Raw genomic sequence first — 22,259 nt, 5'->3', positions numbered from 1 at the left:
CAAAGTGTCGTCGTTTTGCTGTTTTGTTGGTCGATATGACGATCGTGGTATGCATACTGATCACTGTGGGAGCGAGCTTGCTCGCGATAGCGTCAGCTCAGGCACCCATGAAACCTGAATTGGAATGTCAAACCGGATGCCCCCGATCAATCTTGCTACTCAAAATGATCGACGTCGTAGTCTTCTCCACCCCATCCACGCTCCCGATTTGATCCAGCAACTGATCCAACTGCTCCGGTGAATCGGTGCGCAGCCACGCCACATAATCAAATTCGCCACTCACTGCACACAACTGCTGCACCTGCGCCATCGCGCTCAGCCGGCGCAAAACCTCTTTGCCAGAACGCGGCTGCACGGTAATCCCGACATATGCCTGCAATCCGCCATCCACCACACGCTGGCCGAGGCGCACGCCGTAGCCGGTGATCACTTTGGCTTTTTCCAACCGGGCCAGACGCGAGGTGACGGTGGTGCGGGCGATGCCCAGTTGCCGGGCGAGCATGGCCACACTCTCGCGGGCGTTGATCTGCAAGGCTGCGATCAACTGACGGTCGATTTCGTCGAGAACGGGCGGGCGGGTATCAGGCAAAGCGGCATCTCCATCGGCGCGGATCAATGGTCCAGCATGTTACAGGCACATTCGGCCGGACGCTTGCGGCTGATATTCGAACTAATCTTCGTACCGTTCGGGAGATTTATACCTGCGACAAATTGCCATAAGTAACTAGGTAGTACATTATTCCGCCCCTTGTCACAAATGGGGAAAGTGTTCGACATGAATAATTTTGGGGCTGCCGCCGGCAGCAAGTGGTTGCTGGCGGGGCTGGGCGTGCTGATTGCACTGATCGGGCTCGGTCTGGTCGGTGGCGGAGGCTATTTGATCGCGCTGGGTGGCAGCTGGTATTTCCTGCTGATGGGGCTGGCGATGCTGGCGTCCGGGCTGATGATTGCTCGTCGCAAGCCGCTGGGCGCCTGGCTGTATGGCGTAGCGCTGATCCTCACTGCCATCTGGGCCGTTTGGGACACTGGTCTCGAATATTGGCCGCTGGTTTCACGGGTGCTGACGTTTGCCGTGATCGGTCTGGTCGTCGCGTTGATCTATCCGACCCTGGTCCGCGCTTCGGGCGCGACCGGCGGGCGTGGCGCCTACGGTTTGGCTGGCATTCTCGGTGTTGGCGTCGTAGCGACAATGGCCTACATGTTCGTCCCGACCCACGTCGTCGAAAACCCTACTGTGCCTGCGGTGACGCCGGTCACCCCGGGCACTGAACAGAAAGACTGGGCGCACTGGGGCAACACCACCGCCGGCAATCGCTTTGCCGCGCTGGACCAGATCAACAAAGGCAATATCGACAAGTTGCAGGTCGCGTGGACCTTCCGCACCGGCGACATTCCACAAAGCACCGGCGCTGGCGCTGAAGACCAGAACACCCCGCTGCAAATCGGTGACACGGTCTACACCTGCACCGCCTACGGCAAAGTCTTCGCCCTCGATGTCGACACTGGCGCCCAGCGCTGGAAGTTTGACCCGCAGGGCACCGCGCCGAACTGGCAGCGCTGCCGTGGCCTGGGCTATTCCGAAACCCCGGTGTCTTCGGACAGTAAGCCAAGTGCCTGTACGAAACGTCTGTTTCTGCCGACCGGCGATGCACGCCTGATCGCCATCAATGCGGACACTGGCAAGCCCTGCGAGGAGTTCGGCAACAAGGGCACCGTTGACCTGACCACCGACATGGGCGAAGTGAAGCCCGGTTACTACCAGCAAACCTCGACTCCATTGGTCGCGGGTGACGTGGTGATCGTTGGTGGCCGCGTGGCCGATAACTACTCCACTGGCGAACCGCCGGGCGTGGTTCGTGCCTACGACGTACGCAGCGGTGAACTGGTCTGGGCGTGGGATCCGGGCAACCCGAACACCACCAAACGTCCGCCAGCAGGAGAGACGTACACCCGTGGTACGCCGAACGTGTGGTCGGCCATGTCCTACGACGCCAAACTCGGTCTGGTCTACCTGCCAACCGGCAACGCGACGCCGGACTTCTTCGGCGGCCAGCGCACCGAAATGGACAACAAGTGGAACTCTTCCGTCGTTGCCATTGACGTGAAAACCGGCCAGGTACGCTGGCACTTCCAGACCACCCACAACGACCTGTGGGACTTCGACCTGCCGGCGCAACCGTTGCTGTACGACGTGCCGGACGACAAGGGCGGCACCCAGCCAGCGCTGGCGCAAGTCACCAAACAGGGCGAGATTTTCCTGCTCAATCGCGAAACCGGTGTGCCGATTGCCCGCGTTGAAGAACGCCCGGTGCCGCAGGGCCATGTGCCCGGCGAACACTACTCGCCGACCCAGCCGTTCTCGGTGGACATGCCGTCGATCGGCAACAAAACCCTGACCGAATCCGACATGTGGGGCGCCACGCCGTTTGACCAGTTGATGTGCCGCATCCAGTTCAAAGGCATGCGCCACGAAGGCGTCTACACCCCGCCGGGCATGGACCGCGCCCTGCAATTCCCGGGCTCGTTGGGCGGTATGAACTGGGGCAGCGTCTCGGTTGATCCGAACACCCACTACATGTTCGTCAATGACATGCGCCTGGGCTTGGCCAACTATATGATCCCGCGCGACAAAATCGGCGCCGGGGCCAGCGGCATCGAAATGGGTGTGGTGCCGCAGGAAGGTACGCCGTTCGGCGCCATGCGCGAACGCTTCCTCTCGGTGATCGGCATTCCGTGCCAGAAACCACCGTTCGGCACCATGTCGGCCATCGACCTCAAGACCCACAAACTGATGTGGCAAGTCCCGGTCGGCACCGTGCAAGACACCGGCCCGCTGGGCATCCGCATGCACCTGCCGATCCCGATCGGCATGCCGACCCTCGGCGCATCTCTGGCCACCCAGTCCGGCCTGCTGTTCTTCGCCGGCACCCAGGACTTCTACCTGCGCGCCTTCGATACCGGCAACGGTAACGAAATCTGGAAGTCGCGCTTGCCGGTGGGCAGCCAGTCCGGGCCGATGACTTACGTTTCACCGAAAACCGGCAAGCAGTACATCCTGCTGACGGTGGGCGGCGCGCGGCAGTCGACGGATCGTGGGGATTATGTGATTGCCTACGCTTTGCCCAAATAAGGGCTGAAGCTTGAGTCGGAAAAGCCGCGCCATTGCGCGGCTTTTTCTTGGGCGAAAAGGCGTGTGTGGAAATCGGCTAGGATTGAGGCAGTCGAGGGTGCGAGGCGAAGGGCATGACAACAAAGCTACCGACCGCAGTACGCGACCGTGCATTGCAAATCGCCCATCACGAAATGGGCCACTACGTTGTGGCCCGTGTGTTGGGTTTTGAAACGGGCGGTGTGACGCTGACAGTGACCATGGACTTGCGGCATCGAGGCGGGGCGTCCATTTCCTTGGTGCGCCCCATTTCGTCGATAGACACCCTCAAGGACTATCTGGAAGCCCGGATCATGGTGCTCATGGCCGGCGCCATGGCCCAGACGCTGCCTTCAACATCATCAGCCGCCAAACGCGTCGACAAGCCCAAAGCAACGGCCATCCTCAAAGGTGAGCAGGGGGCGGAGCAGGACTACGCAAAAATCAGAGAGCTTCAGCAATTGTTGCGCAACCTCGTCTATCCAGAGACTGATCACGGGCTATCTAACCGCATATCGGCGCAACTCAAAGCGATGACTGATCGGCTGTGGAGTCGGACTCAGAAAATCATCGAAGATCAGGCTGATACGATTGCTGAGTTAGCCGGAGCGCTGTTGGACGGCATGGTCATCGTGGAGCAATGGGGGCGGGCGGCGGATACGTATGAAGTGGTGTTCACCGGTCCGATGCTGGAACGGCAGCGGGCGGTGCAGGCCATCCCTTCGTTACGCGTTTGGACTGACGGTTACAGTGATGCTGTTCAGCACTGGAAGTAATGAAGGGTCGAAGCGTTATTTGCTCGCGAGCATGGCGTCTTGCACCAATAGCAGCAGTGCATCAGTTGCCGCCAACAGTTCGGCAAGTAGGGTTTCATCCACATCCATATATCCTTCATACTCAGCCAGATTGCGGCGCTCGTGACAAAGCGCAAACAGGCGTACCTGGATTTTGTTCAGGCCGAGAGTATGTACAAGGCACTGAAATACCAGATAGCGGCGGTCAGAGCGAAACCCCTGCAACCGCATGGCCGTCAGCGCTAGGGCATGGGCGGCGTTGTAGGCGAGGTCGAAGCGACTGGCAAAGGACAGGGCCGAACTGTGAGCATCCTTCAAACGGTCTGTGGCCGATCTCAGCAGCCCTTCACATTCCTTACGATCTGGCGGTTCAGCTTTGAGGCCGCCGCTACGCACCAGGTTTTCCAGATTTTCGTTACTGCCCATCGGCTACCTCTGCTGGATTGCGGCCAATCAAGTCAATTTTTTCCTGTTGCTCAACCCGCACTACAAAGCTGTTACCGGCCGCCTTCTTGGCTTGCCAGTCGGCCAAGGTATAGAGCGTCGGGTTAATGGTGCGGCCAAGCTGTTCCTCAACGGGCAGTACCCGTTCCATCAAGTCGCTGTAATTGAGATTTTCGCCAATCAGCATCAGGTCAATGTCACTACCTGCATGCTCGTTTCCCTTGGCGATGGAGCCGTAGATAAATGCCCACGTCAGCTGATCACTCAATGGAGCCAAGGCAGCACGCAGTTGCTCTGCAATACCAAAAGTCTTGCGCACGATCCCTAGCAGTTCCGCATAAATGGGGCATTCAGGGTTGGCTTGGTAGTGCGTCTGATTACCCCGTCGACTCATGGTGAGAATGCCTGCGCCATGCAGACGTTCCAGCTCACGCATCAGGCTGCCCTTGCCGACCTGCGCCCAGCGGGATATCTCATTGGCATAGAAGCTCTGATCCGGTTTGCCATACAGCATGCCCAGCACTTTTTGCTGAGTGGCGGTAAACAGGGCATCGCTGAGCGGGATGGCAGGCATGGCTGACTCTATAAGTCCCAAAAAGGGAACGATAGGTCCCTTTTTGGGAATTTTCAACTCTGCCGTGATTATGAGTTTTTCGATGGGGCTGCTTCCTTTGTTGTTTGAACAGGTCGCCGATCCAGCACCTTCGCCACATCATCAATCACCGCCTTGCTCATCGCCGTCAGGTAATGCGCGGCCCAGGCATGGCGGTCGGTGTCTTTGGCGTAGGCGGCGTCCAGGGTTAGTTCTTTGGCGAGATGCAACAGATCGGAAGCTTGAGCTAATGCATCGGCCAGCGGAACGCCGCGACTGACGTGGAATAGCGCCTGGTTTTTGCAGTAGATGAAGGGGGTGAAGCCGATGGTTTTGAGTTCTGAGGATTCGGGCGTACTTGTTGTACTCATGTTCAAACTCCTAATTTTTTAAGACGCTGCCACATTCGTTTCCAAGCGAGTGGGAGGCAGCTGCGCGCAGGTTGGAAAACCGGGAAATTAGGAAACCGGCACGTCCGAGGACGTCCCGCGCACAGCCGCCATAACTCAAAAATGAGAAGGGCAAATCTGTTGCGTTTAATTTCGTCGGGTTTCCAAGCCCGTTCGCTGAATGGTCAGCGACGACCGAAGACTATCCCGTCAAAGAAAAGCGCAACAAGGCATCAAAGTGCCCAAAAAGCAGATTCGGAGTTTGCCTACAAGGTCCTACGGTGTCATCCGATAAAGCGAGACCTTAAATAAACAAAATCAAACGCCAAACATGAAAGCCGCACTTTACGCGGCTTTCATGTTTGGCAGAGCGGGGTGACCTCATTTTCGGAAACGCCTGACATACAGGGCGGCGCGCTGTTGTCGATCATAGGTTCCTTTTCGTGACGTCGAGCCTTGGTTCGAAGTTGGCGGAATGGAGACCGAAGTGACCGCCTATTTTCCAGCGCTGACCATTGGCGACCAGACTTACGATTTTGCTCACCTTGAACCATTCAATCTCATGATCGCGAGCCAGTTGGCCAAGCGCGACTTGCGGGTGCATGTCACTTTTTCGAGTCATTGTTTCAGCCAGGGTTACGACGCGGCGGCGCCTCCCACGGGGGAGCCAATCATCCTCGATGGTGCCGGGCGACCGCGTATCTTCTGTTCAATCTGTTATCGGCTGTCATTGGCGCTACCGGCAGTGATACATGGGTTGAACCATCCCCAGTCCAAGGTCCGTGAGACTGCGACGCGGCGCAATTGGGCTTACTCCATGACGATTGAGGACCCCGCCGGGCCTTATCATGTGTTCTTTGAAATTCGTCGGGCCGCCAGGGGAAAACCGCAGGATCTAAATCTGGTGGTTGAAAGTGCTTATCACCAAACTCGGCAATCGCCGAGATTGCTGGGGAAGATTGGCTTTATGTTGCTATGCGGTAAGGTTTACTTGCGGCAGCCAAGCTCGACAAAACGCTAAAGGCAGAAACGAAAAAAGACGCCATAGGCGTCTTCTTCGATTCGGTAAAGCAGATCCGGACACCACTTGCGAACCGCCTTGCGCGGTTACGGCTTTCGCCGCTGGGAAGCGCTCGATCTCATCCGGTCAGTCGCTTCGATGGAGCCAATCTAATGAAAGACGAAACCTGCGTCAATCATGAGATCTGGTGAGAACCGCGCACTGCGCGGCTTTCTTGTTTGGTGGGCCCACACGGACTTGAACCGTGGACCAAAGGATTATGAGTCCTCTGCTCTAACCAACTGAGCTATAGGCCCTCAGTAGGTCGCGGATTATAGCGACGGTTTCGCGGCTGTGCTATCCGAAAAATCCATTACGGTTGTACGAAGAAACGTCGCGGCGAATTCGTCCGGGGGTAGGGGCAGACTGACGATGTAGCCCTGGATCTGCTCGCAGCCCTCATAGGCCAGGAATTGTTGCTGCGCCTGGGTTTCGACGCCTTCGGCAATCACGGTGAATTGCATGCTGCGGCCGAGGGCGATGATGGCGCGCACGATGGCGACGTCGTGCGGGTCATCGGGCAGGCCGCGGACGAAGGATTGGTCGATCTTGAGAATGTCCAGCGGCAGGCGCTTGAGGTAGCTCAATGACGAGTAGCCGGTGCCGAAGTCGTCGATCGCCAGTTGCACGCCCAGGTGCTTGAGCTGATGCAGCACGCTCAAGGCTTCTTCGGCTTGGCTCATGATGAAGTTTTCGGTGATTTCCAGTTGCAGGAAATCGGGTTTGAGGCGGTAGTCCTTGAGCAGCTGTTCGATGCGCCCGAGCAGGTTCGGTTGGCGCAATTGCGCGCCGGCGAGGTTGACCGACAGCGGGCCAAGGCCCTCGTAGGTTTTGCTCCATTCGTGCATTTGCCGGCAGGCGGTTTCCAGTACCCAGTCGCCGATCTGCAGGATCATGCCGTTTTCTTCGGCCAGGGAAATGAAGTGTTCCGGTGGCACGTCGCCAAAGGTCGGGTGACGCCAGCGAATCAGCGCTTCGGCGCCCACCAGGCGATAGTCGTCGAGGCTGATTTTCGGCTGGTAGTAGAGGTGCAGTTCATTGCGCTCGATGGCGCGGCGCAGTTCATGCTCCAGCGCCACGCGTTCGCTGGCTTGGGCGGTGAGGTCACGGGTGTAGCTTTCGACCCGGTTACGGCCCTTGGCCTTGGAGCGGTACATCGCCGCGTCGGCGTTCTTGATCAGCGTGGCGACGTCGCAGCCGTCCTGTGGATAAAGGCTGGTGCCGATGCTGGAGCTGATGAAGAACTCGTGCTCACCGGCCTGGAACGGCGCGGTGAAGCAGTTGAGCAGCTTGGTCGCGATGTTATCGGCATCGCTAGGCTGCTGAAGGCCGGGCAGCAGAATGATGAACTCGTCGCCGCCCAGACGCGCGACGGTGTCGATGTCGCGCAGCTGTTCCTTGAGACGCACGGCAATGCCCTTGAGCAGCAGGTCGCCGACCGGGTGACCGAGGCTGTCGTTGATGTGTTTGAAACGGTCGAGGTCGAGGAACAGCACCGCGCCCTGGCCACCGTTTTCTTTCTGGGTGTTGAGCGCGGTCAGCAAGCGGCTTTCGAAAAGTGTGCGGTTGGGCAGGCCGGTCAGCGGATCGTGGTGCGCCTGGTAGTCGAGTTTGGCTTGGGCGTGCTTGAGGCTCGAAATGTCGGCGAACACCGCCACAAAGTGAGTGATGAATTTGTCGCGGTTGCGCACGGCGCTGATGGTCAGCCAGCTCGGGTAGAGCTCGCCGTTCTTGCGCCGGTTGGAAATCTCGCCTTGCCAGTGACCTTCGGCGGTCAATTGGTGCCACATAGCGGCGTAAAACGCGCTGTCATGCAGGCCTGAGGCGAGCAGGCGCGGGGTGTGGCCCAGCGCTTCGCTTTCGCTGTAACCGGTGATTTCCGTGAATGCGCGGTTGACTGCGCTGATGTGTTGCTGGGTATCGGTGATCAGCACGCCTTCGGCGGTGCTCTCGAATACGGTAGCGGCCTGTTGCAGTTTTTCCTGCATCAGGTGGCGCTCGGTGATGTCCCGGGCGATGGTCAGCATGCAGTCCTCGTCGCCAATCGGCAGCGGACGACTGGACACTTCGCAGAGGCGGATCTGCCCGTCGCTGCGGCGGATATGGCAACTGAAGTCGCGGACAAAGCCGTCGCGGTGCAGCAGATCGAGCATCTGTTTGCGTTCGTTGAGATTGACCCAGATCCCCAGATCCAGCGCCGAGCGATCCACCGACATCGCACTGTTGAACCCGGTGATGCGGCTGAAACCCTCGTTGACCTCCAGCAGCAAGCCATCGCTCTGCCGGGACAGCAGCAAGCCGTCCGGGGAGGCATGGAAGGCCTTGGCGAATTTCTCTTCGGAGGTTTGCAGTTGCTGTTGGGTTTCCTTGAGCTGGGTGATGTCGCGCACGACCACCACCAGTGCCGGAGTGGTATCGAGGTCGAACGGTTCCGCCGAGATCAGGCCGGTAAACACCTGGCCATTGCTGCGGCGAAAGGGCATCTCCAGGTTGCGGATGCTGCCGGCCTGCAAGCGCTGCAACAAGCCCGGTCCCACACCGGGAATGCCCCAGATGTTGAGGTCGGTGGCGGTCTGGCCGATGACATCTTCGGCACGCAGGCCGATCTGTTCTTCGAACGCTTCGTTCACTTCCAGCAGGCAACCGTCGGAGAGGCGCGCGATGACCAGAATGTCCGGGCATTGTTGAAACACCGAGGCAAACTTTTGCTCCGACAGACGCAGCGCTTCTTCGGTGCGCTTGGCCTCACTGATGTCGATCATCAGCCCGCGCATCACCGGTTCATGGCCGTGTTCGATCAGGCTGACGATGTCGCGCACCCACAAGCAGCGCCCGTCAGCGGTGATCACCCGGTAATCGAGGCTGTGATCGCGCCCGGCCAACACTTCGTGATCGCAAAAGCTTTGCGCGCGAATGAGATCGGCGGGGTGAATGATGTTGCGCCAGAAGCCTGGAATCAGCCAATGCGACAGGGGATAACCGAGCAGGTCTTCAGCGTGGGGCGACACATAGCTGTAGGTGAAGTCGCTCATCCGCGCTTCCCAGGCGATGGCCGACAGGCTCTCTACCAGCCCGCGGTAGTGATATTCGCTGCTGCGCAGTTCCTGCTCGAGATCAACGCGGCGGGCAATTTCCGAACTCAAGCGGCGGTTGATACGGATCACCGCCACCAGCACCGCAATCAGCAGCAGTAGCCCCGGCAGGCCGTAGACCAGCAGGTCGGACCAGAATGTTCGATGATCGAGGACGTTGCCGACCCAATGTTCCTGAATGGCGCTGATTTCGGCTGGGGACATGTCTGCCAGGACTTTATCCAGGATGCCAATCAGCACCTTGTTGTCTCGCGGCACACCCATGGCCAGTTGATAGCGGTAAGGGGTTTCGCCGCTGACGTACAGCCCGTCGAGCTTGAGCTGGCGCAGGCTCCAGACGCTGGAGGCGAGATCACCGACCACGGCGTCCACTTCATCGGTCGCCAGCGCCTGCAAAGCCGAGCTGACGTTGGGCATTGCCACCAGATTCAAGTCGGGGTGGTGGGTGCGTAACAGCTCGTGGGGTGCATAGTTTTCCACCACGGCGATTTTAAGACTGTACAGGTCCTGGATTTTGCGCGGCTGGGGACCGCCGACGTGCGCCAGGATGACAATCGGGAAGTCCAGATAGGGTCGGGTGAACGACAGGAACGCCTGGCGTTCCGGGGTCGACATGATGCCCGGCAGCAGGTCTAGCTTGCCTTGTTTGGCCTGTTCAAGCACAACCGTCCAACTGACCGGTTCGATGGGCGTCAGTTTGACGGCCAATCGCTGGCGAATCAGGTCGATATAGTCCGCCGCAAGGCCCTGGTAGCGCCCCTGATCGTCGCGAAACTCAAAGGGCGGCCAGGACGCATCGACACCCAGGCGCAAGTCCGGGTGGGCCGCAAGCCAGCTACGTTCTTCGTCGGTTAGAGTCAGCGCGCCAGCCGTTGCGGTCCAGGTCATGAGCGACAGCAAAAAAAGCACGGTCGGCAGTCTGGGCATAACGGTCTCGTTATGGCTCTGGGGAATGTTTCGAGTGTAGACGGGCTATGGAGCGGAGGGGGGCGTGCGGAGATATTAATCTGCCATAAAACAAAACCCCCGGCCTGGGCCGGGGGTTCTGGTATCACTCGTCGAGGAAGGAGCGCAGATGCTCGCTTCTCGTCGGGTGGCGCAGCTTGCGCAGCGCCTTGGCTTCGATCTGACGAATCCGTTCACGGGTCACGTCGAACTGCTTACCAACCTCTTCGAGGGTGTGGTCGGTATTCATGTCGATACCGAAGCGCATGCGCAGTACCTTGGCTTCACGGGCAGTGAGGCCGGACAGCACTTCGCGAGTCGCTTCTTTAAGGCTCTCAACAGTGGCGACATCGATTGGCGACTGCATGGTCGAGTCTTCGATGAAGTCACCCAGATGGGAGTCTTCGTCATCACCGATCGGGGTTTCCATGGAGATCGGCTCTTTAGCGATCTTCAATACCTTGCGGATCTTGTCCTCAGGCATTTCCATGCGTTCGCCCAGCTCTTCCGGGGTCGGTTCGCGACCCATTTCCTGCAACATCTGCCGGGAAATACGGTTGAGCTTGTTGATCGTCTCGATCATGTGCACCGGAATACGGATGGTGCGGGCCTGGTCGGCGATCGAGCGAGTGATCGCCTGACGGATCCACCAGGTGGCATAAGTCGAGAATTTGTAGCCGCGGCGGTATTCAAACTTGTCTACCGCTTTCATCAAACCGATGTTGCCTTCCTGGATCAGATCGAGGAATTGCAGGCCACGATTGGTGTACTTCTTGGCGATGGAGATCACCAGACGCAAGTTCGCTTCAACCATCTCTTTCTTCGCGCGGCGGGCCTTGGCCTCACCGATCGACATGCGACGGTTGATGTCCTTGATCTCGGCGATGGTCAGACCGGTTTCGGTCTCCAGCGCGGTCAGCTTCTGCTGGCAACGAATGATGTCCGGCTGAACGCGACCAATGGCTTCAGCGTATTTGCTTTTGCCTTTGGCCAGTGCGTCGGACCAGCTTTCGTCGACTTCATTGCCCGGGAACTGGCGCAGGAAGTCGGCACGCGGCATGCGCGCATCACGGACACAGAGCTGCATGATTGCACGCTCTTGCTGACGCAGACGGTCCAGGGCACTGCGAACACGCTCGACCAGGCCTTCGAATTGCTTCGGCACCAGCTTGATCGGCATGAACAGCTCGGCCAAGGCCAACAATTCAGCGATAGCTGCCTTGTTGCTGCGACCGTGCTTTTTCAGGGCCTTGCGGGTGATTTCCATCTGATCGGACACGGCGCCAAAACGCTGCGCAGCGATGACCGGGTCTGGACCGCTTTCGGCTTCTTCTTCGTCATCCGAGGCTTCAGCTTCATCGTCGTCGGTATCGTCATCCGCTTTTGCGGCCTTCGGGTCGATCGGCGGTGGCACTTCTGCCGCAGGCGGCGCAATGCCGTCGTCCGGGTCGATATAACCGCTCAGGACGTCGGACAGGCGACCACCTTCGGTGGTGACGCGAGTGTACTCGGAGAGAATATGGTCAACCGTGCCAGGGAAGTGCGCGATTGCGCTCATCACTTCACGGATGCCCTCTTCAATACGCTTGGCGATTTCGATTTCGCCTTCACGTGTGAGGAGCTCTACCGTACCCATTTCGCGCATGTACATGCGCACTGGGTCGGTGGTACGGCCAATGTCGGTCTCGACCGCTGCCAACGCGGCGGCTGCTTCTTCCGCAGCGGCCTCGTCGGTATCGGCGTCGGCCAGCATAAGGGCGTCCGCATCCGGAGCACTCTCGTGTACGGGAATCCCCATGTCATTAATCATGCGGATGATGTCTTCCACCTGCTCTGGATCTGAAATATCCTCAGGCAGGTGGTCGTTGACCTCGGCGTAAGTCAGATACTTCTGCTCACGACCCAGTTTGATCAACTCAATAATACGAGACTGCTGTTGCGCTTTTCCGGACATAACACCCTATCCACTGAAGGTCTTGGCGGGCAAAAAACAAGCCGAGGATTATACCTGAGCTATGACCTCACGCGCCAGTTGAGGTCGGGTTTGATGCGGAAACATTCTGTTTTAGAAGGTCGCGCATCTGTTTCGCTATCTGTATTTGCTCATCAGCCGACAATCCCGGCTGCCTTGCTTTTTTGATGAGTTCGTCGAGGGTCTGCGTATGTTGACCCGCAGATAACCTAGTAATGGTGTCTAAAAACTGCTGTTCAAGGTTGTCGCCGTCAATTAGCCATTCCTTTTCTGCAAGTGCTTTCAAAAGACGCCCTTGCTCTGTGCCGTGCCAACGGGCCATCAACTGAATAGAGTTTAGCTTAGGATTTTTCTGCACCGCCTCGATCAAGGCGATTAGTACCTGAGCGTACGTATTGCTCTCGTTGGCAAAATGTTCGGCACTCTCAACCTTGCCAGCCAATTGCGGGTGGTGGATAAGCGTGCGCAATGCGATAAGCGTTGGCGCTTCTACCGCTACTGGCGTACGTGGGGCATAGGCTTCGTCGCGGTCACCGCGCTTGCCGTTTTTGCTCCATGGCTTCTTGTCCCATTTCTTGCCGCCGGCGCCGGGTTTCTTCGGCGTCCATTCCTGCTGGGGCGCGTAGGCCTCTTGAGGTTGATGGAAGTCGGAGTAGTCCGGCATGGCGTCGTAATCCATGCCTGGGTCATAAACCGGCGGTGCGTCTTGCGGCGCGCTGTGCGCCAGTTGGCTGACCGCTTCACCACTCAACCCCGTGATTTCCGTCAGGCGCTGGCGCATCAGAATGCGCAGGTTGGCGCCGGGGATTTTGTCGATCAACGGTGCGGCGAGGGTGGCCATGTGGGCCTTGCCCTCGAGCGAGCGTGGGTCGGCTTCTTCGGTCAGTTGCTGGAAGAAATAATCCGCCAGCGGCTGGGCGTGCTGATTGATGCGCGCGCGGAAGGCGTCAGTGCCTTCGGAGCGGACCAAGGTGTCCGGGTCCTCGCCTTCGGGCAGGAACAGGAAGCGTGCACGGCGACCGTCTTGCAGGCTCGATAACGTTGCTTCCAAGGCTCGCCAGGCGGCATTGCGACCAGCCTGGTCGCCGTCGAAGCAAAACAGAACGCTGGGCACGACACGAAACAGTCGTTTCAAGTGTTCTTCGCTGGTGGCGGTGCCCAGGGTCGCTACGGCATTGCGCAAGCCTTGCTGGGCGAGGGCGATGACGTCCATGTAGCCTTCGACGACGATGATTTCGTCGAGGTTGCGATTGTTCTTGCGTGCTTCATACAGGCCGTAGAGTTCCTGGCCTTTATGGAAAACCGGGGTTTCCGGGGAGTTCAGGTATTTCGGCTTGTCATCACCCAGTACTCGGCCGCCGAAGGCAATGATGCGCCCACGGCTGTCGCGGATCGGGAACATCACCCGGTCGCGGAAGCGATCATAACGTTTGCCGGTTTCGGCGTTTTCGATCAGCAGGCCGGCATCGATCATGGCTTTTTGTTGCAGGGTGTCGCTGCTCAAGTGTTTGAACAGGTTATCCCAGCCGGGTGGTGCAAAGCCGAGGCCGAAGTCCCGGGCGATCTCCCCGGTCAGGCCGCGACCCTTCAGGTAATCCACGGCGGCTTTGCGCGATGGATGGCTTTTGAGAGCCTGACGATAAAAGTCGGCGGCGGCCGTGAGCAGCGGGTACAGCGGTGAATCGGTCGGCTGTCGCGGTTTGTGCGAGCGACCGCCTTCTTCCCTTGGGACTTCCATGCCGGCCGCTTTGGCCAGGTCTTCGACAGCCTGGACGAAATCCAGGTTGTCGTGGTCCATGATGAAGCCCAGCGCATTGCCGCCAGCGCCGCAGCCGAAACAATAGTAGAACTGTTTGTCGGGGCTGACGCTGAAGGACGGGGTTTTCTCTTTGTGAAACGGGCAGCAGGCGGTGTAGTTCTTGCCGGCTTTTTTCATTTGCAGGCGCGAGCTGACCACATCGACGATGTCGGTGCGGTTCAGAAGGTCGTCAATGAAGCTCTGGGGAATTAGCCCGGCCATGGCGTTCTCGTCATCTGCGCTGAAAGGGTCCGAAACGAAGGGCGGCCGGACGCGGGTCATGATTTGAGGCGCGCAAGCTGTGCGGCTCGACCAGTGTCGTCTGCGTAATCGCTATCGGGAAGTGTATCTGCCGAAAATCCACTGACGTTAATTCCAATCAGTATTCGACTATTTGAAAGTGTTGCGCTGAATCCGGCTGCGGCCCGTCAAGGGTCTCGGATAGCTCATCATTTGGCATGCAAGAGATGCCTTGGGCTGATCGTCGTGAGAGGAATCAGTGGGTGTGCTCGTCAGTAGCCTTGAAAGGCTCGTCAGAAAAGACGTGCACCGCTGGCAAAAGAGCCAGGTCTGACGCGGTGAAGCAGATTTGTCTTGGTCGCGTCTGCGGCTTCGACAGTGAAGCATCAAGCGTTTTACGCAAATGCCATTAGCCCGGCTGAGAGCCGGGCTTGGCAGAAGCTTGCTACGATCGTCTGTGTATTAGTACAGACGAACGGCGCGGCGCTGTTCGCGCTGAACTTTCTTGGCGTGACGCTTAACAGCGGCTGCTGCTTTGCGCTTACGCTCAGAAGTTGGCTTCTCGTAAAATTCGCGGCTACGAACTTCAGCCAGTACACCGGCTTTTTCGCAGGAGCGCTTGAAACGACGCAGAGCTACGTCGAAGGGTTCGTTCTCTTTTACTTTGACGGCTGGCATCCAGAGCTACCTTCATTCATTACCGGGGTCAACATCCTCGCGGCAAAAGAGCACTTGAAGACGTCGGTTTTTAAGGGTTGCGGATGTTAACCCCTCATCGCACGGAATGCAAAGCCTCTGATCGAAAACCGCTGGTCGGGGCATCACGCGACGACTATTATGCGCGCCTTCGAATTCAGCCTAAACAAGGCGCAAACCCATGCTAGTACTGGGATTAGAAACCTCCTGCGACGAAACTGGTGTCGCATTATATGACAGTGAACGCGGCCTGCTGGCCGACGCGCTGTTCAGCCAGATCGACCTGCACCGTGCCTATGGTGGCGTTGTGCCGGAGCTGGCCTCGCGTGATCACGTCAAACGCATGCTGCCCTTGATTCGTCAGGTGTTGGCCGAAGCCGACTGCGTGCCGACCGAGATCGATGCGATCGCCTACACCGCGGGTCCCGGCCTGGTCGGGGCGTTGCTGGTGGGTGCTTCCTGCGCTCAGGCCCTGGCCTTTGCCTGGGGCATTCCGGCGCTGGGCGTGCACCACATGGAAGGTCACTTGCTGGCGCCGATGCTGGAGTCGCAACCACCGGAATTTCCGTTCGTCGCTTTGTTGGTGTCGGGTGGGCATACGCAGCTGGTTCAGGTCGATGGAATCGGTCAGTACACGCTGCTGGGCGAGACACTCGACGACGCTGCAGGCGAAGCCTTTGACAAGACCGCGAAGATGATGGGCCTGCAATATCCGGGTGGCCCGGAAATCGCGCGCATGGCAGAGCAGGGCGCTGCGGGACGTTTCACCTTCCCGCGTCCGATGTGCGACCGCCCTGGCCTGGATTTCAGCTTCAGCGGCCTGAAAACCTTCGCGCTGAATACCTGGCAGCAGTGCGTCAGCGCCGGGGACGACAGTGAGCAAGCCCGTTGCGACATCGCGCTGGCGTTCCAGCAGGCCGTGGTGGAGACTTTGACCATCAAGTGCAAGCGAGCCCTCAAGGCGGCTGGCATGAAGCGTCTGGTGATTGCTGGCGGCGTGAGTGCCAACAAGGCTTTGCGCACTTCGCTGGAAAAAATGCTCGGCGACATGAAGGGCGATGTTTTTTATGCCCGTCCGCAGTTTTGCACCGATAACGGCGCGATGATTGCGTTTGCCGGCTGCCAGCGTTTGCAGGCGGGTCAGCAGGAAAGCCTGGCGATCACTGTGCAGGCGCGCTGGCCGATGGAGCAATTGTCGGCGTTGTGATGAGCTGGACTCATGTCCGGCAACTAAAAATGCCGTTCGCGCCCGGCAAACAGGTCGCGTAGATTGCCGCGGTGGCGCCAGACGATCAGCCCGGTGAGCGCGGTCATGGGCAGCAGCGCTGCCGGTTCTTGCCAGGCCAGCAGCGGTAGGGTCAGCGGCGTGGCGATCAGGGCCGCCAGTGAACTTGTACGGGTCAGGTAGAACGTCAGCAGCCAGGCGCAAACCGCCAACAGTGCTGCCGGCGGGTACAGGCCCAACAACATTCCGGCAGCGGTGGCGACACCCTTGCCACCGCGAAAGCGGAAGTACAGCGGGAACAGGTGACCGATGACGGCACAGACGCCGATCCAGGCCTGATCTTGTAGCGAAAGGCCCGCAACAGCGGCGATCAGCACGGGCAGCAAGCCTTTGCAGAGATCGCCGAGCAAGGTCAGGATGGCGAGTTTTTTGCCGGCCAGACGCAACATGTTGGTGGCACCGGCATTGCCCGAGCCACTCATTCGCGGATCGGGATTACCGGTCAGTCGGCTGAGCAAAATGGCGAAGGACAGAGAGCCGAGCAGGTAGGCGAGGATCGCCAATAACCAAAACATGCTAACTATTCCGGGCGAGGACGCCCTGATTCTAACGGCGCAATGCGCCCTTGTCGTGTAGCGGAGAAAAGTGCTTGGACAGAGTGTTTATCGAGGGCCTGGAAGTTGACACCGTGATCGGTGCCTACGACTGGGAGCGAGGCATCCGACAGTGCTTGCGTCTTGATCTGAGTTTCGCCTGGGACAATCGTCCGGCAGCCGCCGGTGATGATCTGACCCTGGCGCTTGACTACGCGAGTGTTTCGTCGCGCATCCAGGGCTTTGCCGAGCAGGCGCAATTCCAACTGGTCGAAACCTTCGCCGAGCGTCTGGTTGAAGTGCTGATGAGCGAATTCAAGATCACCTGGATGCGCCTCAAGCTGACCAAGCCAGGCGCAGTTCCTGCGGCTACTGGTGGCGTTGGTGTGGAGATCGAGCGCGGATGTCGCTGACTCAGGTGTATCTCGGGCTCGGTAGCAATATCGAGCGCGAAACCCATTTGCAGGCCGGCCTGGATGCCTTGGCGGGTTTCCTGGTGGATATCCATTGTTCGCCGGTCTTCGAAAGCCAGCCAGTGGGGATCAAGAGCGGGCCGTTCTTCAATTTCGTGGTATCGGCCTACACCGATTTGCCGCTGATGGAGCTGGATCGCCGGCTGAAATTCATCGAAGCCGACAATGGCCGCTACGCACCGGACCGCAAGGGTTTGCCGCTGGACATCGACGTGTTGTTGTTTGGTGATCTGGTGGGCAACTTCGATGGCTTGATCCTGCCGCGGGCGGAAATTCTGAAAAATGCCTTTGTGCTGTGGCCGTTGTCGCTGATTGCGCCGGATCGGGTGCATCCCGGTGTAGGTAAAAGTTTCGCCACACTGTGGAGCGAGGCGCAGATTGATCAGGTGTTGGCGCCGGTGGCATTCGAATGGCGCGGTGAGCAGCTGACGCTTTCGAGTATGTTGTGACTGTTATGACGCCATCGCGGGCAAGCCTTGCTCCTACGGGTTTGTGTCGTTCATCAAATTTGGTAAACGACACAAGTCCGTAGGAGCAAGGCTTGCCCGCGATGCTTTTCAGTCAGACGCCGCCTCTTTGTAGGCCTTCAACGCTTTAAGCCGTTCGCGCTTGATCGCCTCACCCAACTCGGGCCCCTTGAATCCCTTTTCCAGCAACGGCTGAACCGCGACGCTACGAGCCGCAGTTGCCGCTCCGCGCAAATAATCCGCCTGTGGGTAACTTCTCTCCTCCAATCCTTTGCGCCCGCGTGCGTCCATCTCGCACGCCGCGATGAATTCTTCGAATCGTTGCGGCCGACGGTAAACGTCGAAGCTTTGCAGCAACTCCAGCAAGGTCGAGGGCTTCAGTTCCAGCGCACGATGGCCGTGGGTGTGATATTCGCCCACCAACAACGCCAGTTCCTGGCAATCCCTCGGTGCCTTGAAGCGTTCGTTGACCGCTTTGATCAGCTTCAGTCCCTTGAACTCGTGGGCAATGTGCCGGGGCCATTCCTCTTCCGGTGTCAGGCCTTTGCCGAGGTCGTGCAGCAGGCAGGCCCAGCGCACGGTCAGCGGTTGTTTGTGCAACGCGGCCTGTTCCAGCACGCTCAGGGTATGTACGCCTGTGTCGATTTCCGGATGGTGGGCCTCCGGTTGCGGTACGCCGAACAATGCGTCGACCTCTGGCATCAGCACCTTGAGTGCGCCGCAAGCACGCAGCACTTCAATGAATACTTGAGGCTGGTTTTCCATCAGCGCGCGGGAGATCTCTTTCAAGCTCCGCTCCGCCGTCAACGCTTCCAGTTCACCGGACTCGCTGAGTTGACGCATCAGCTCCAGCGTTTCGGGGGCAACGGTGAAACCTAGGCCGGCATAGCGTGCGGCAAAGCGCGCAACTCGCAGAACCCTGAGCGGATCTTCGGCAAACGCGGGGGATACATGGCGAAGAATGCGTGCTTCAAGATCGCGCTGGCCATGGTAGGGATCGGTCAGCTTCTGTTGATCATCCTCGGCCATGGCATTGATCGTCAGGTCGCGGCGGATCAGGTCTTCTTCGAGGGTTACTTCAGGGCTGGCGTGGAACGTAAAACCGCCATATCCGCGTCCGCTTTTGCGTTCGGTTCGGGCTAGGGCGTATTCCTCACCGGTTTTTGGATGAAGGAAAACCGGGAAATCCGCGCCTACCGGGCGATATCCCTTGGCGAGCATCTCTTCGGTAGTGGCGCCGACCACGACGCGATCGACGTCGGTGACCGGGATGCCCAGCAGGCGATCACGCACCGCACCGCCAACTTTATAAATCCGCATAAAAAACCTCCGTTAGCTCGACAGGATAACCGTTGCGTCGGGCTTTCGGAGGCACAAACAGAATCAAAGATGGATGACGGCCAGGTCCAGTCGGCCGTAATCGCCTTCGCTGTGTTCGCTTCTGGGTGGCACATGGTGGGTTTTCATCACCTGATCCCCTTGCAGGGTTTCCAGATGAATGTCGAAGCCCCAGAGACGATGCAGATGTTTGAGCACTTCCTCGGTGGACTCTCCCAGCGGTTTGCGGTCGTGTTGCTGGTGGCGCAGGGTCAGCGAGCGGTCGCCACGACGGTCGATGCTGTAGATCTGCACGTTGGGTTCGCGGTTGCCCAGGTTGTACTGGGCGGCCAGGGTTTCACGGATGATCCGGTAGCCGCCCTCGTCGTGAATCGCCGGGACCAGCAGGTCGTCCTTTTGATCGTCGTCGAGAATGCTGAACAGCTTGAGATCGCGGATCACCTTCGGTGACAGGTACTGCAGGATGAAGCTCTCATCCTTGAAGCTGCTCATGGCGAACTTGATGGCTGCGAGCCAGTCGGTGCCGGCGATGTCAGGGAACCAGCGGCGATCTTCTTCCGTAGGCTCTTCACACATGCGGCGGATATCGCGGTACATGGCAAACCCCAGCGCATACGGGTTGATGCCGCTGTAGTAGGGGCTGTCAAAGCCCGGTTGGAAGACCACGCTGGTGTGGGATGTCAGGAACTCCATCATGAAGCCGTCGGTGACCAGGCCCTCGTCGTACAAGTCGTTCATCAGGGTGTAGTGCCAGAACGTGGCCCAGCCTTCGTTCATCACCTGGGTCTGACGTTGCGGGTAGAAGTACTGGGCGATCTTGCGCACGATCCGCACGATTTCACGCTGCCAAGGCTCAAGCAGTGGCGCATGTTTTTCGATGAAATACAGGATGTTTTCCTGCGGCTCGGCAGGGAAGCGTGCGTTGTCCTTGTCGCTGTACTTGTCCGCGCCTTTTGGAATGGTGCGCCACAGGTCGTTGATCTGTTTCTGCAGGTGTTCCTCTCGGTCCTTTTGCCGGCGACGTTCCTCTTCGGCAGAAATCGGATAAGGGCGTTTGTAGCGGTCGACGCCGTAGTTCATCAGGGCATGGCAGGAATCGAGCAGGTCCTCGACCGCATCGATGCCGTGGCGTTCTTCGCACTGCATGATGTACTGCTTGGCGAACACCAGGTAATCGATGATAGAACTGGCGTCAGTCCAGGTGCGGAACAGGTAATTGCCTTTGAAAAAGCTGTTATGGCCATAGCAGGCATGCGCCACGACCAACGCCTGCATGCAGATGGTGTTTTCTTCCATCAGGTAGGCGATGCACGGGTCGGAGTTGATCACGATCTCGTAGGCCAGCCCCATTTGGCCACGGCTGTAGGACTTTTCAGTGCTGAGGAAGTGTTTGCCGTAGGACCAGTGGTGATAGCCCAGTGGCATGCCGACGGAAGCGTAGGCGTCCATCATCTGTTCGGCGGTGATCACTTCGATCTGGTTAGGGTAGGTATCGAGCGCGTAACCGGCCGCAATACGGCTGATTTCGCGGTCGTAGGCCTGGATCAGCTCGAACGTCCATTCGGAGCCGGTGGATATGGGTTGGCGCTTCTGCTCTTTGGCGGTCATGTCACTAACCTGCGCTGGAAGAGTTCACGGAAGACCGGATAGATATCCCCGGCCGAGACCAGTTGTTGCTGGGCAAAAGTGTCAGAAAAGGCTTCGGCGATGCGTTCGTACTCGAACCACAGGGCCTGATGTTCGCGTGGGGTTATCTCAACGTAAGTGTAGTACTGCACGAACGGCATGATCTGGTTGATCAGGATGTCGCGGCAGATGGGCGAGTCGTCGTTCCAGTTGTCGCCGTCGGAAGCCTGGGCGGCGTAGATGTTCCATTCGTTGGCCGGGTAGCGCTCGGCCATGATCTCTTGCATCAGCTTCAGGGCGCTGGAGACGATGGTGCCGCCGGTTTCACGGGAGTAGAAAAACTCCTCCTCATCCACTTCGCGGGCGCTGGTGTGGTGACGGATGAACACAACGTCGATCTTGTCGTAGTTACGCTTGAGAAACAGGTACAGCAGGATAAAGAAGCGCTTGGCGATATCCTTTGTCGCCTGGGTCATTGAGCCGGACACGTCCATCAGGCAGAACATCACCGCTTTCGAACTGGGGTTGGGTTGCTTGATCAGCAGGTTGTACTTGAGGTCGAAGGTGTCGAGAAACGGCACGCGATGAATGCGCGCGCTGAGTTTTTCGATTTCTGCTTCGAGGTCCTGAATATCGCCGAAGTTATCCGGTTCTTCCTGCTTCAATCGCAGAAGTTCTTCCTTGGCTTCGCGCAATTTTGCCCGGCTGCTGCCGGACAGGGCGATTCGTCGTGCATGGGCTGAGCGCAGGGTGCGGATGATGTTGATCCGCGACGGATTGCCCTCGTTGCTGATCCCGGCACGCACGGTCTTGAAGGTGTCGGTGCCGGTCAGGTTGCGCTTGACCAGGTTCGGCAGTTCAAGGTCCTCGAACATGAACTCGAGGAATTCTTCCTGGGTGATCTGGAAGACGAACTCGTCCATCCCTTCGCCCGAGTTACCGGCCTTGCCAGGCCCTCTGCCACCGCCACCTCCCGGTGGACGGGCAATGTGCTCGCCGCTGGTGAATTCCTTGTTGCCGGGGTGCACGACCGTCTGTTTGCCGCCGCGACCATGGTGAAGCACCGGCTCGTCGATGTCGCGGCCGGGAATGCTGATTTGCTCGCCGTGCTCCATATCGGTAATGGAGCGCCGACTGACCGCCTCTTCGACAGCCTTCTTGATGTGATCACGGTAACGCCGCAGAAACCGCTGACGGTTCACCGTGCTCTTGTTCTTGCCATTGAGACGTCGGTCGATCACATAGCTCATAGGGAGCCCTCCGGGCAGCTTCCAGTTACAAGCTTCAAGCCGCAAGCTCAAAGCTTTTAAAGCAAGCGGTGGCTGGAAAAACGGGCCTCAAGCACCCACTCGGTGTGCTTGAGGCTT

18 protein-coding genes and 1 tRNA gene are annotated in these 22,259 nt (G+C 58.6%); 6 read left to right on the top strand and 13 right to left on the bottom strand.

Features of this window, described 5'->3' with window-relative positions:
* Nucleotides 1-127: 127 nt before the first annotated feature.
* Complete coding sequence (locus tag V6Z53_RS30530; protein WP_338583519.1) at nt 128-589, bottom strand: Lrp/AsnC family transcriptional regulator; 462 nt, start codon at nt 587-589, stop codon at nt 128-130.
* 186 nt (nt 590-775) lie between these two features.
* Between V6Z53_RS30530 and V6Z53_RS30525 the strand changes: the two genes are divergently transcribed.
* Together V6Z53_RS30525 and V6Z53_RS30520 are read left to right on the top strand one after the other, a co-directional pair.
* The gene (locus V6Z53_RS30525) at nt 776-3,130 is read left to right on the top strand and encodes a glucose/quinate/shikimate family membrane-bound PQQ-dependent dehydrogenase (RefSeq protein ID WP_338583517.1); all 2,355 of its coding nucleotides are present in this window, start codon (nt 776-778) and stop codon (nt 3,128-3,130) included.
* Between the two features lie 113 nt (nt 3,131-3,243).
* Complete coding sequence (locus V6Z53_RS30520) at nt 3,244-3,924, top strand: peptidase M41 (RefSeq protein ID WP_338583515.1); 681 nt, start codon at nt 3,244-3,246, stop codon at nt 3,922-3,924.
* Nucleotides 3,925-3,939: 15 nt separating this feature from the next.
* Here the strand turns inward: V6Z53_RS30520 and V6Z53_RS30515 are convergent, their stop codons facing one another.
* The 3 genes from V6Z53_RS30515 to V6Z53_RS30505 form a co-directional block, all read right to left on the bottom strand.
* Nucleotides 3,940-4,368: a hypothetical protein gene (locus tag V6Z53_RS30515; protein WP_338583513.1), complete on the bottom strand. Its 429-nt coding sequence runs from the start codon at nt 4,366-4,368 to the stop codon at nt 3,940-3,942.
* Nucleotides 4,358-4,960, bottom strand: coding sequence for a nucleotidyltransferase domain-containing protein (locus V6Z53_RS30510; RefSeq protein ID WP_338583511.1), 603 nt, complete (start codon nt 4,958-4,960; stop codon nt 4,358-4,360). Before V6Z53_RS30510 ends, V6Z53_RS30515 begins: the two co-directional genes overlap by 11 nt.
* A gap of 68 nt (nt 4,961-5,028) precedes the next feature.
* Complete coding sequence (locus V6Z53_RS30505; RefSeq protein WP_338583509.1) at nt 5,029-5,349, bottom strand: DUF3077 domain-containing protein; 321 nt, start codon at nt 5,347-5,349, stop codon at nt 5,029-5,031.
* 493 nt (nt 5,350-5,842) lie between these two features.
* Here V6Z53_RS30505 and V6Z53_RS30500 point away from each other — a divergent pair, with 493 nt between their 5' ends.
* Nucleotides 5,843-6,388 carry a hypothetical protein gene (locus V6Z53_RS30500; RefSeq protein ID WP_338583507.1) on the top strand — a complete coding sequence of 182 codons (546 nt, stop codon included), beginning with the start codon at nt 5,843-5,845 and terminating at the stop codon, nt 6,386-6,388.
* 219 nt (nt 6,389-6,607) lie between these two features.
* Here the strand turns inward: V6Z53_RS30500 and V6Z53_RS30495 are convergent.
* The 5 genes from V6Z53_RS30495 to rpsU form a co-directional block, all read right to left on the bottom strand.
* Nucleotides 6,608-6,684: transfer RNA gene (locus V6Z53_RS30495), tRNA-Ile, on the bottom strand.
* A gap of 15 nt (nt 6,685-6,699) precedes the next feature.
* On the bottom strand, nt 6,700-10,446 hold the full coding sequence (locus tag V6Z53_RS30490) for an EAL domain-containing protein (RefSeq protein ID WP_338583504.1): 3,747 nt from the start codon (nt 10,444-10,446) through the stop codon (nt 6,700-6,702).
* A gap of 124 nt (nt 10,447-10,570) precedes the next feature.
* Nucleotides 10,571-12,418 (bottom strand): RNA polymerase sigma factor RpoD, encoded by a 1,848-nt coding sequence (gene rpoD, locus V6Z53_RS30485; protein ID WP_338583502.1) that lies wholly within the window; start codon nt 12,416-12,418, stop codon nt 10,571-10,573.
* 67 nt (nt 12,419-12,485) lie between these two features.
* On the bottom strand, nt 12,486-14,456 hold the full coding sequence (dnaG, locus tag V6Z53_RS30480; RefSeq protein WP_338583500.1) for a DNA primase: 1,971 nt from the start codon (nt 14,454-14,456) through the stop codon (nt 12,486-12,488).
* Between the two features lie 480 nt (nt 14,457-14,936).
* Nucleotides 14,937-15,152 carry a 30S ribosomal protein S21 gene (gene rpsU, locus V6Z53_RS30475; RefSeq protein WP_002551877.1) on the bottom strand — a complete coding sequence of 72 codons (216 nt, stop codon included), beginning with the start codon at nt 15,150-15,152 and terminating at the stop codon, nt 14,937-14,939.
* A gap of 199 nt (nt 15,153-15,351) precedes the next feature.
* Here rpsU and tsaD point away from each other — a divergent pair, with 199 nt between their 5' ends.
* Nucleotides 15,352-16,377: a tRNA (adenosine(37)-N6)-threonylcarbamoyltransferase complex transferase subunit TsaD gene (gene tsaD, locus V6Z53_RS30470; protein WP_338583498.1), complete on the top strand. Its 1,026-nt coding sequence runs from the start codon at nt 15,352-15,354 to the stop codon at nt 16,375-16,377.
* A gap of 23 nt (nt 16,378-16,400) precedes the next feature.
* On the opposite strand, the gene plsY is transcribed toward tsaD, so the two are convergent.
* On the bottom strand, nt 16,401-16,970 hold the full coding sequence (gene plsY, locus V6Z53_RS30465) for a glycerol-3-phosphate 1-O-acyltransferase PlsY (protein WP_338583496.1): 570 nt from the start codon (nt 16,968-16,970) through the stop codon (nt 16,401-16,403).
* A 74-nt stretch (nt 16,971-17,044) separates the two neighbouring features.
* On the opposite strand from plsY, the gene folB reads away from it, so the two are divergent.
* Complete coding sequence (gene folB, locus V6Z53_RS30460; protein WP_338583494.1) at nt 17,045-17,401, top strand: dihydroneopterin aldolase; 357 nt, start codon at nt 17,045-17,047, stop codon at nt 17,399-17,401.
* Nucleotides 17,392-17,910, top strand: coding sequence for a 2-amino-4-hydroxy-6-hydroxymethyldihydropteridine diphosphokinase (gene folK, locus V6Z53_RS30455; RefSeq protein ID WP_338583492.1), 519 nt, complete (start codon nt 17,392-17,394; stop codon nt 17,908-17,910). The genes folB and folK overlap by 10 nt, the downstream gene beginning before the upstream one ends.
* A 108-nt stretch (nt 17,911-18,018) precedes the next feature.
* On the opposite strand, the gene V6Z53_RS30450 is transcribed toward folK, so the two are convergent.
* The 3 genes from V6Z53_RS30450 to V6Z53_RS30440 form a co-directional block, all read right to left on the bottom strand.
* Nucleotides 18,019-19,248: a multifunctional CCA addition/repair protein gene (locus V6Z53_RS30450; protein WP_338583491.1), complete on the bottom strand. Its 1,230-nt coding sequence runs from the start codon at nt 19,246-19,248 to the stop codon at nt 18,019-18,021.
* A 63-nt stretch (nt 19,249-19,311) separates the two neighbouring features.
* Entirely contained in the window at nt 19,312-20,874 is a 1,563-nt protein-coding gene (locus V6Z53_RS30445; RefSeq protein WP_338583489.1) for a SpoVR family protein, read from the bottom strand.
* A complete protein-coding gene (locus V6Z53_RS30440; RefSeq protein WP_110754831.1) occupies nt 20,871-22,142 on the bottom strand; it encodes a YeaH/YhbH family protein in 1,272 nt (423 codons plus the stop codon). The genes V6Z53_RS30445 and V6Z53_RS30440 overlap by 4 nt, the downstream gene beginning before the upstream one ends.
* Nucleotides 22,143-22,259 lie beyond the last annotated feature (117 nt).

Source organism: Pseudomonas sp. MAG733B (genome assembly GCF_036884845.1).
In the GTDB taxonomy this organism is placed as follows: Bacteria; Pseudomonadota; Gammaproteobacteria; order Pseudomonadales; family Pseudomonadaceae; genus Aquipseudomonas.
Note: the sequence above shows the minus strand (reverse complement) of the source record. Positions and strands in the feature narration are given on the sequence as shown.

What these genes read in the sequence shown, in the direction of transcription:
- dnaG (WP_338583500.1), bottom strand. Translation starts at nt 14,456, where the DNA reads ATGGCCGGGCTAATTCCCCAGAGCTTCATTGACGACCTTCTGAACCGC.
- tsaD (WP_338583498.1), top strand. Translation starts at nt 15,352, where the DNA reads ATGCTAGTACTGGGATTAGAAACCTCCTGCGACGAAACTGGTGTCGCA.
- V6Z53_RS30450 (WP_338583491.1), bottom strand. Translation starts at nt 19,248, where the DNA reads ATGCGGATTTATAAAGTTGGCGGTGCGGTGCGTGATCGCCTGCTGGGC.
- V6Z53_RS30445 (WP_338583489.1), bottom strand. Translation starts at nt 20,874, where the DNA reads ATGACCGCCAAAGAGCAGAAGCGCCAACCCATATCCACCGGCTCCGAA.
- V6Z53_RS30520 (WP_338583515.1), top strand. Translation starts at nt 3,244, where the DNA reads ATGACAACAAAGCTACCGACCGCAGTACGCGACCGTGCATTGCAAATC.
- V6Z53_RS30490 (WP_338583504.1), bottom strand. Translation starts at nt 10,446, where the DNA reads ATGCCCAGACTGCCGACCGTGCTTTTTTTGCTGTCGCTCATGACCTGG.
- plsY (WP_338583496.1), bottom strand. Translation starts at nt 16,970, where the DNA reads ATGTTTTGGTTATTGGCGATCCTCGCCTACCTGCTCGGCTCTCTGTCC.
- rpsU (WP_002551877.1), bottom strand. Translation starts at nt 15,152, where the DNA reads ATGCCAGCCGTCAAAGTAAAAGAGAACGAACCCTTCGACGTAGCTCTG.
- rpoD (WP_338583502.1), bottom strand. Translation starts at nt 12,418, where the DNA reads ATGTCCGGAAAAGCGCAACAGCAGTCTCGTATTATTGAGTTGATCAAA.
- V6Z53_RS30515 (WP_338583513.1), bottom strand. Translation starts at nt 4,368, where the DNA reads ATGGGCAGTAACGAAAATCTGGAAAACCTGGTGCGTAGCGGCGGCCTC.
- folK (WP_338583492.1), top strand. Translation starts at nt 17,392, where the DNA reads ATGTCGCTGACTCAGGTGTATCTCGGGCTCGGTAGCAATATCGAGCGC.
- V6Z53_RS30440 (WP_110754831.1), bottom strand. Translation starts at nt 22,142, where the DNA reads ATGAGCTATGTGATCGACCGACGTCTCAATGGCAAGAACAAGAGCACG.
- V6Z53_RS30525 (WP_338583517.1), top strand. Translation starts at nt 776, where the DNA reads ATGAATAATTTTGGGGCTGCCGCCGGCAGCAAGTGGTTGCTGGCGGGG.
- V6Z53_RS30510 (WP_338583511.1), bottom strand. Translation starts at nt 4,960, where the DNA reads ATGCCTGCCATCCCGCTCAGCGATGCCCTGTTTACCGCCACTCAGCAA.
- V6Z53_RS30505 (WP_338583509.1), bottom strand. Translation starts at nt 5,349, where the DNA reads ATGAGTACAACAAGTACGCCCGAATCCTCAGAACTCAAAACCATCGGC.
- V6Z53_RS30500 (WP_338583507.1), top strand. Translation starts at nt 5,843, where the DNA reads ATGGAGACCGAAGTGACCGCCTATTTTCCAGCGCTGACCATTGGCGAC.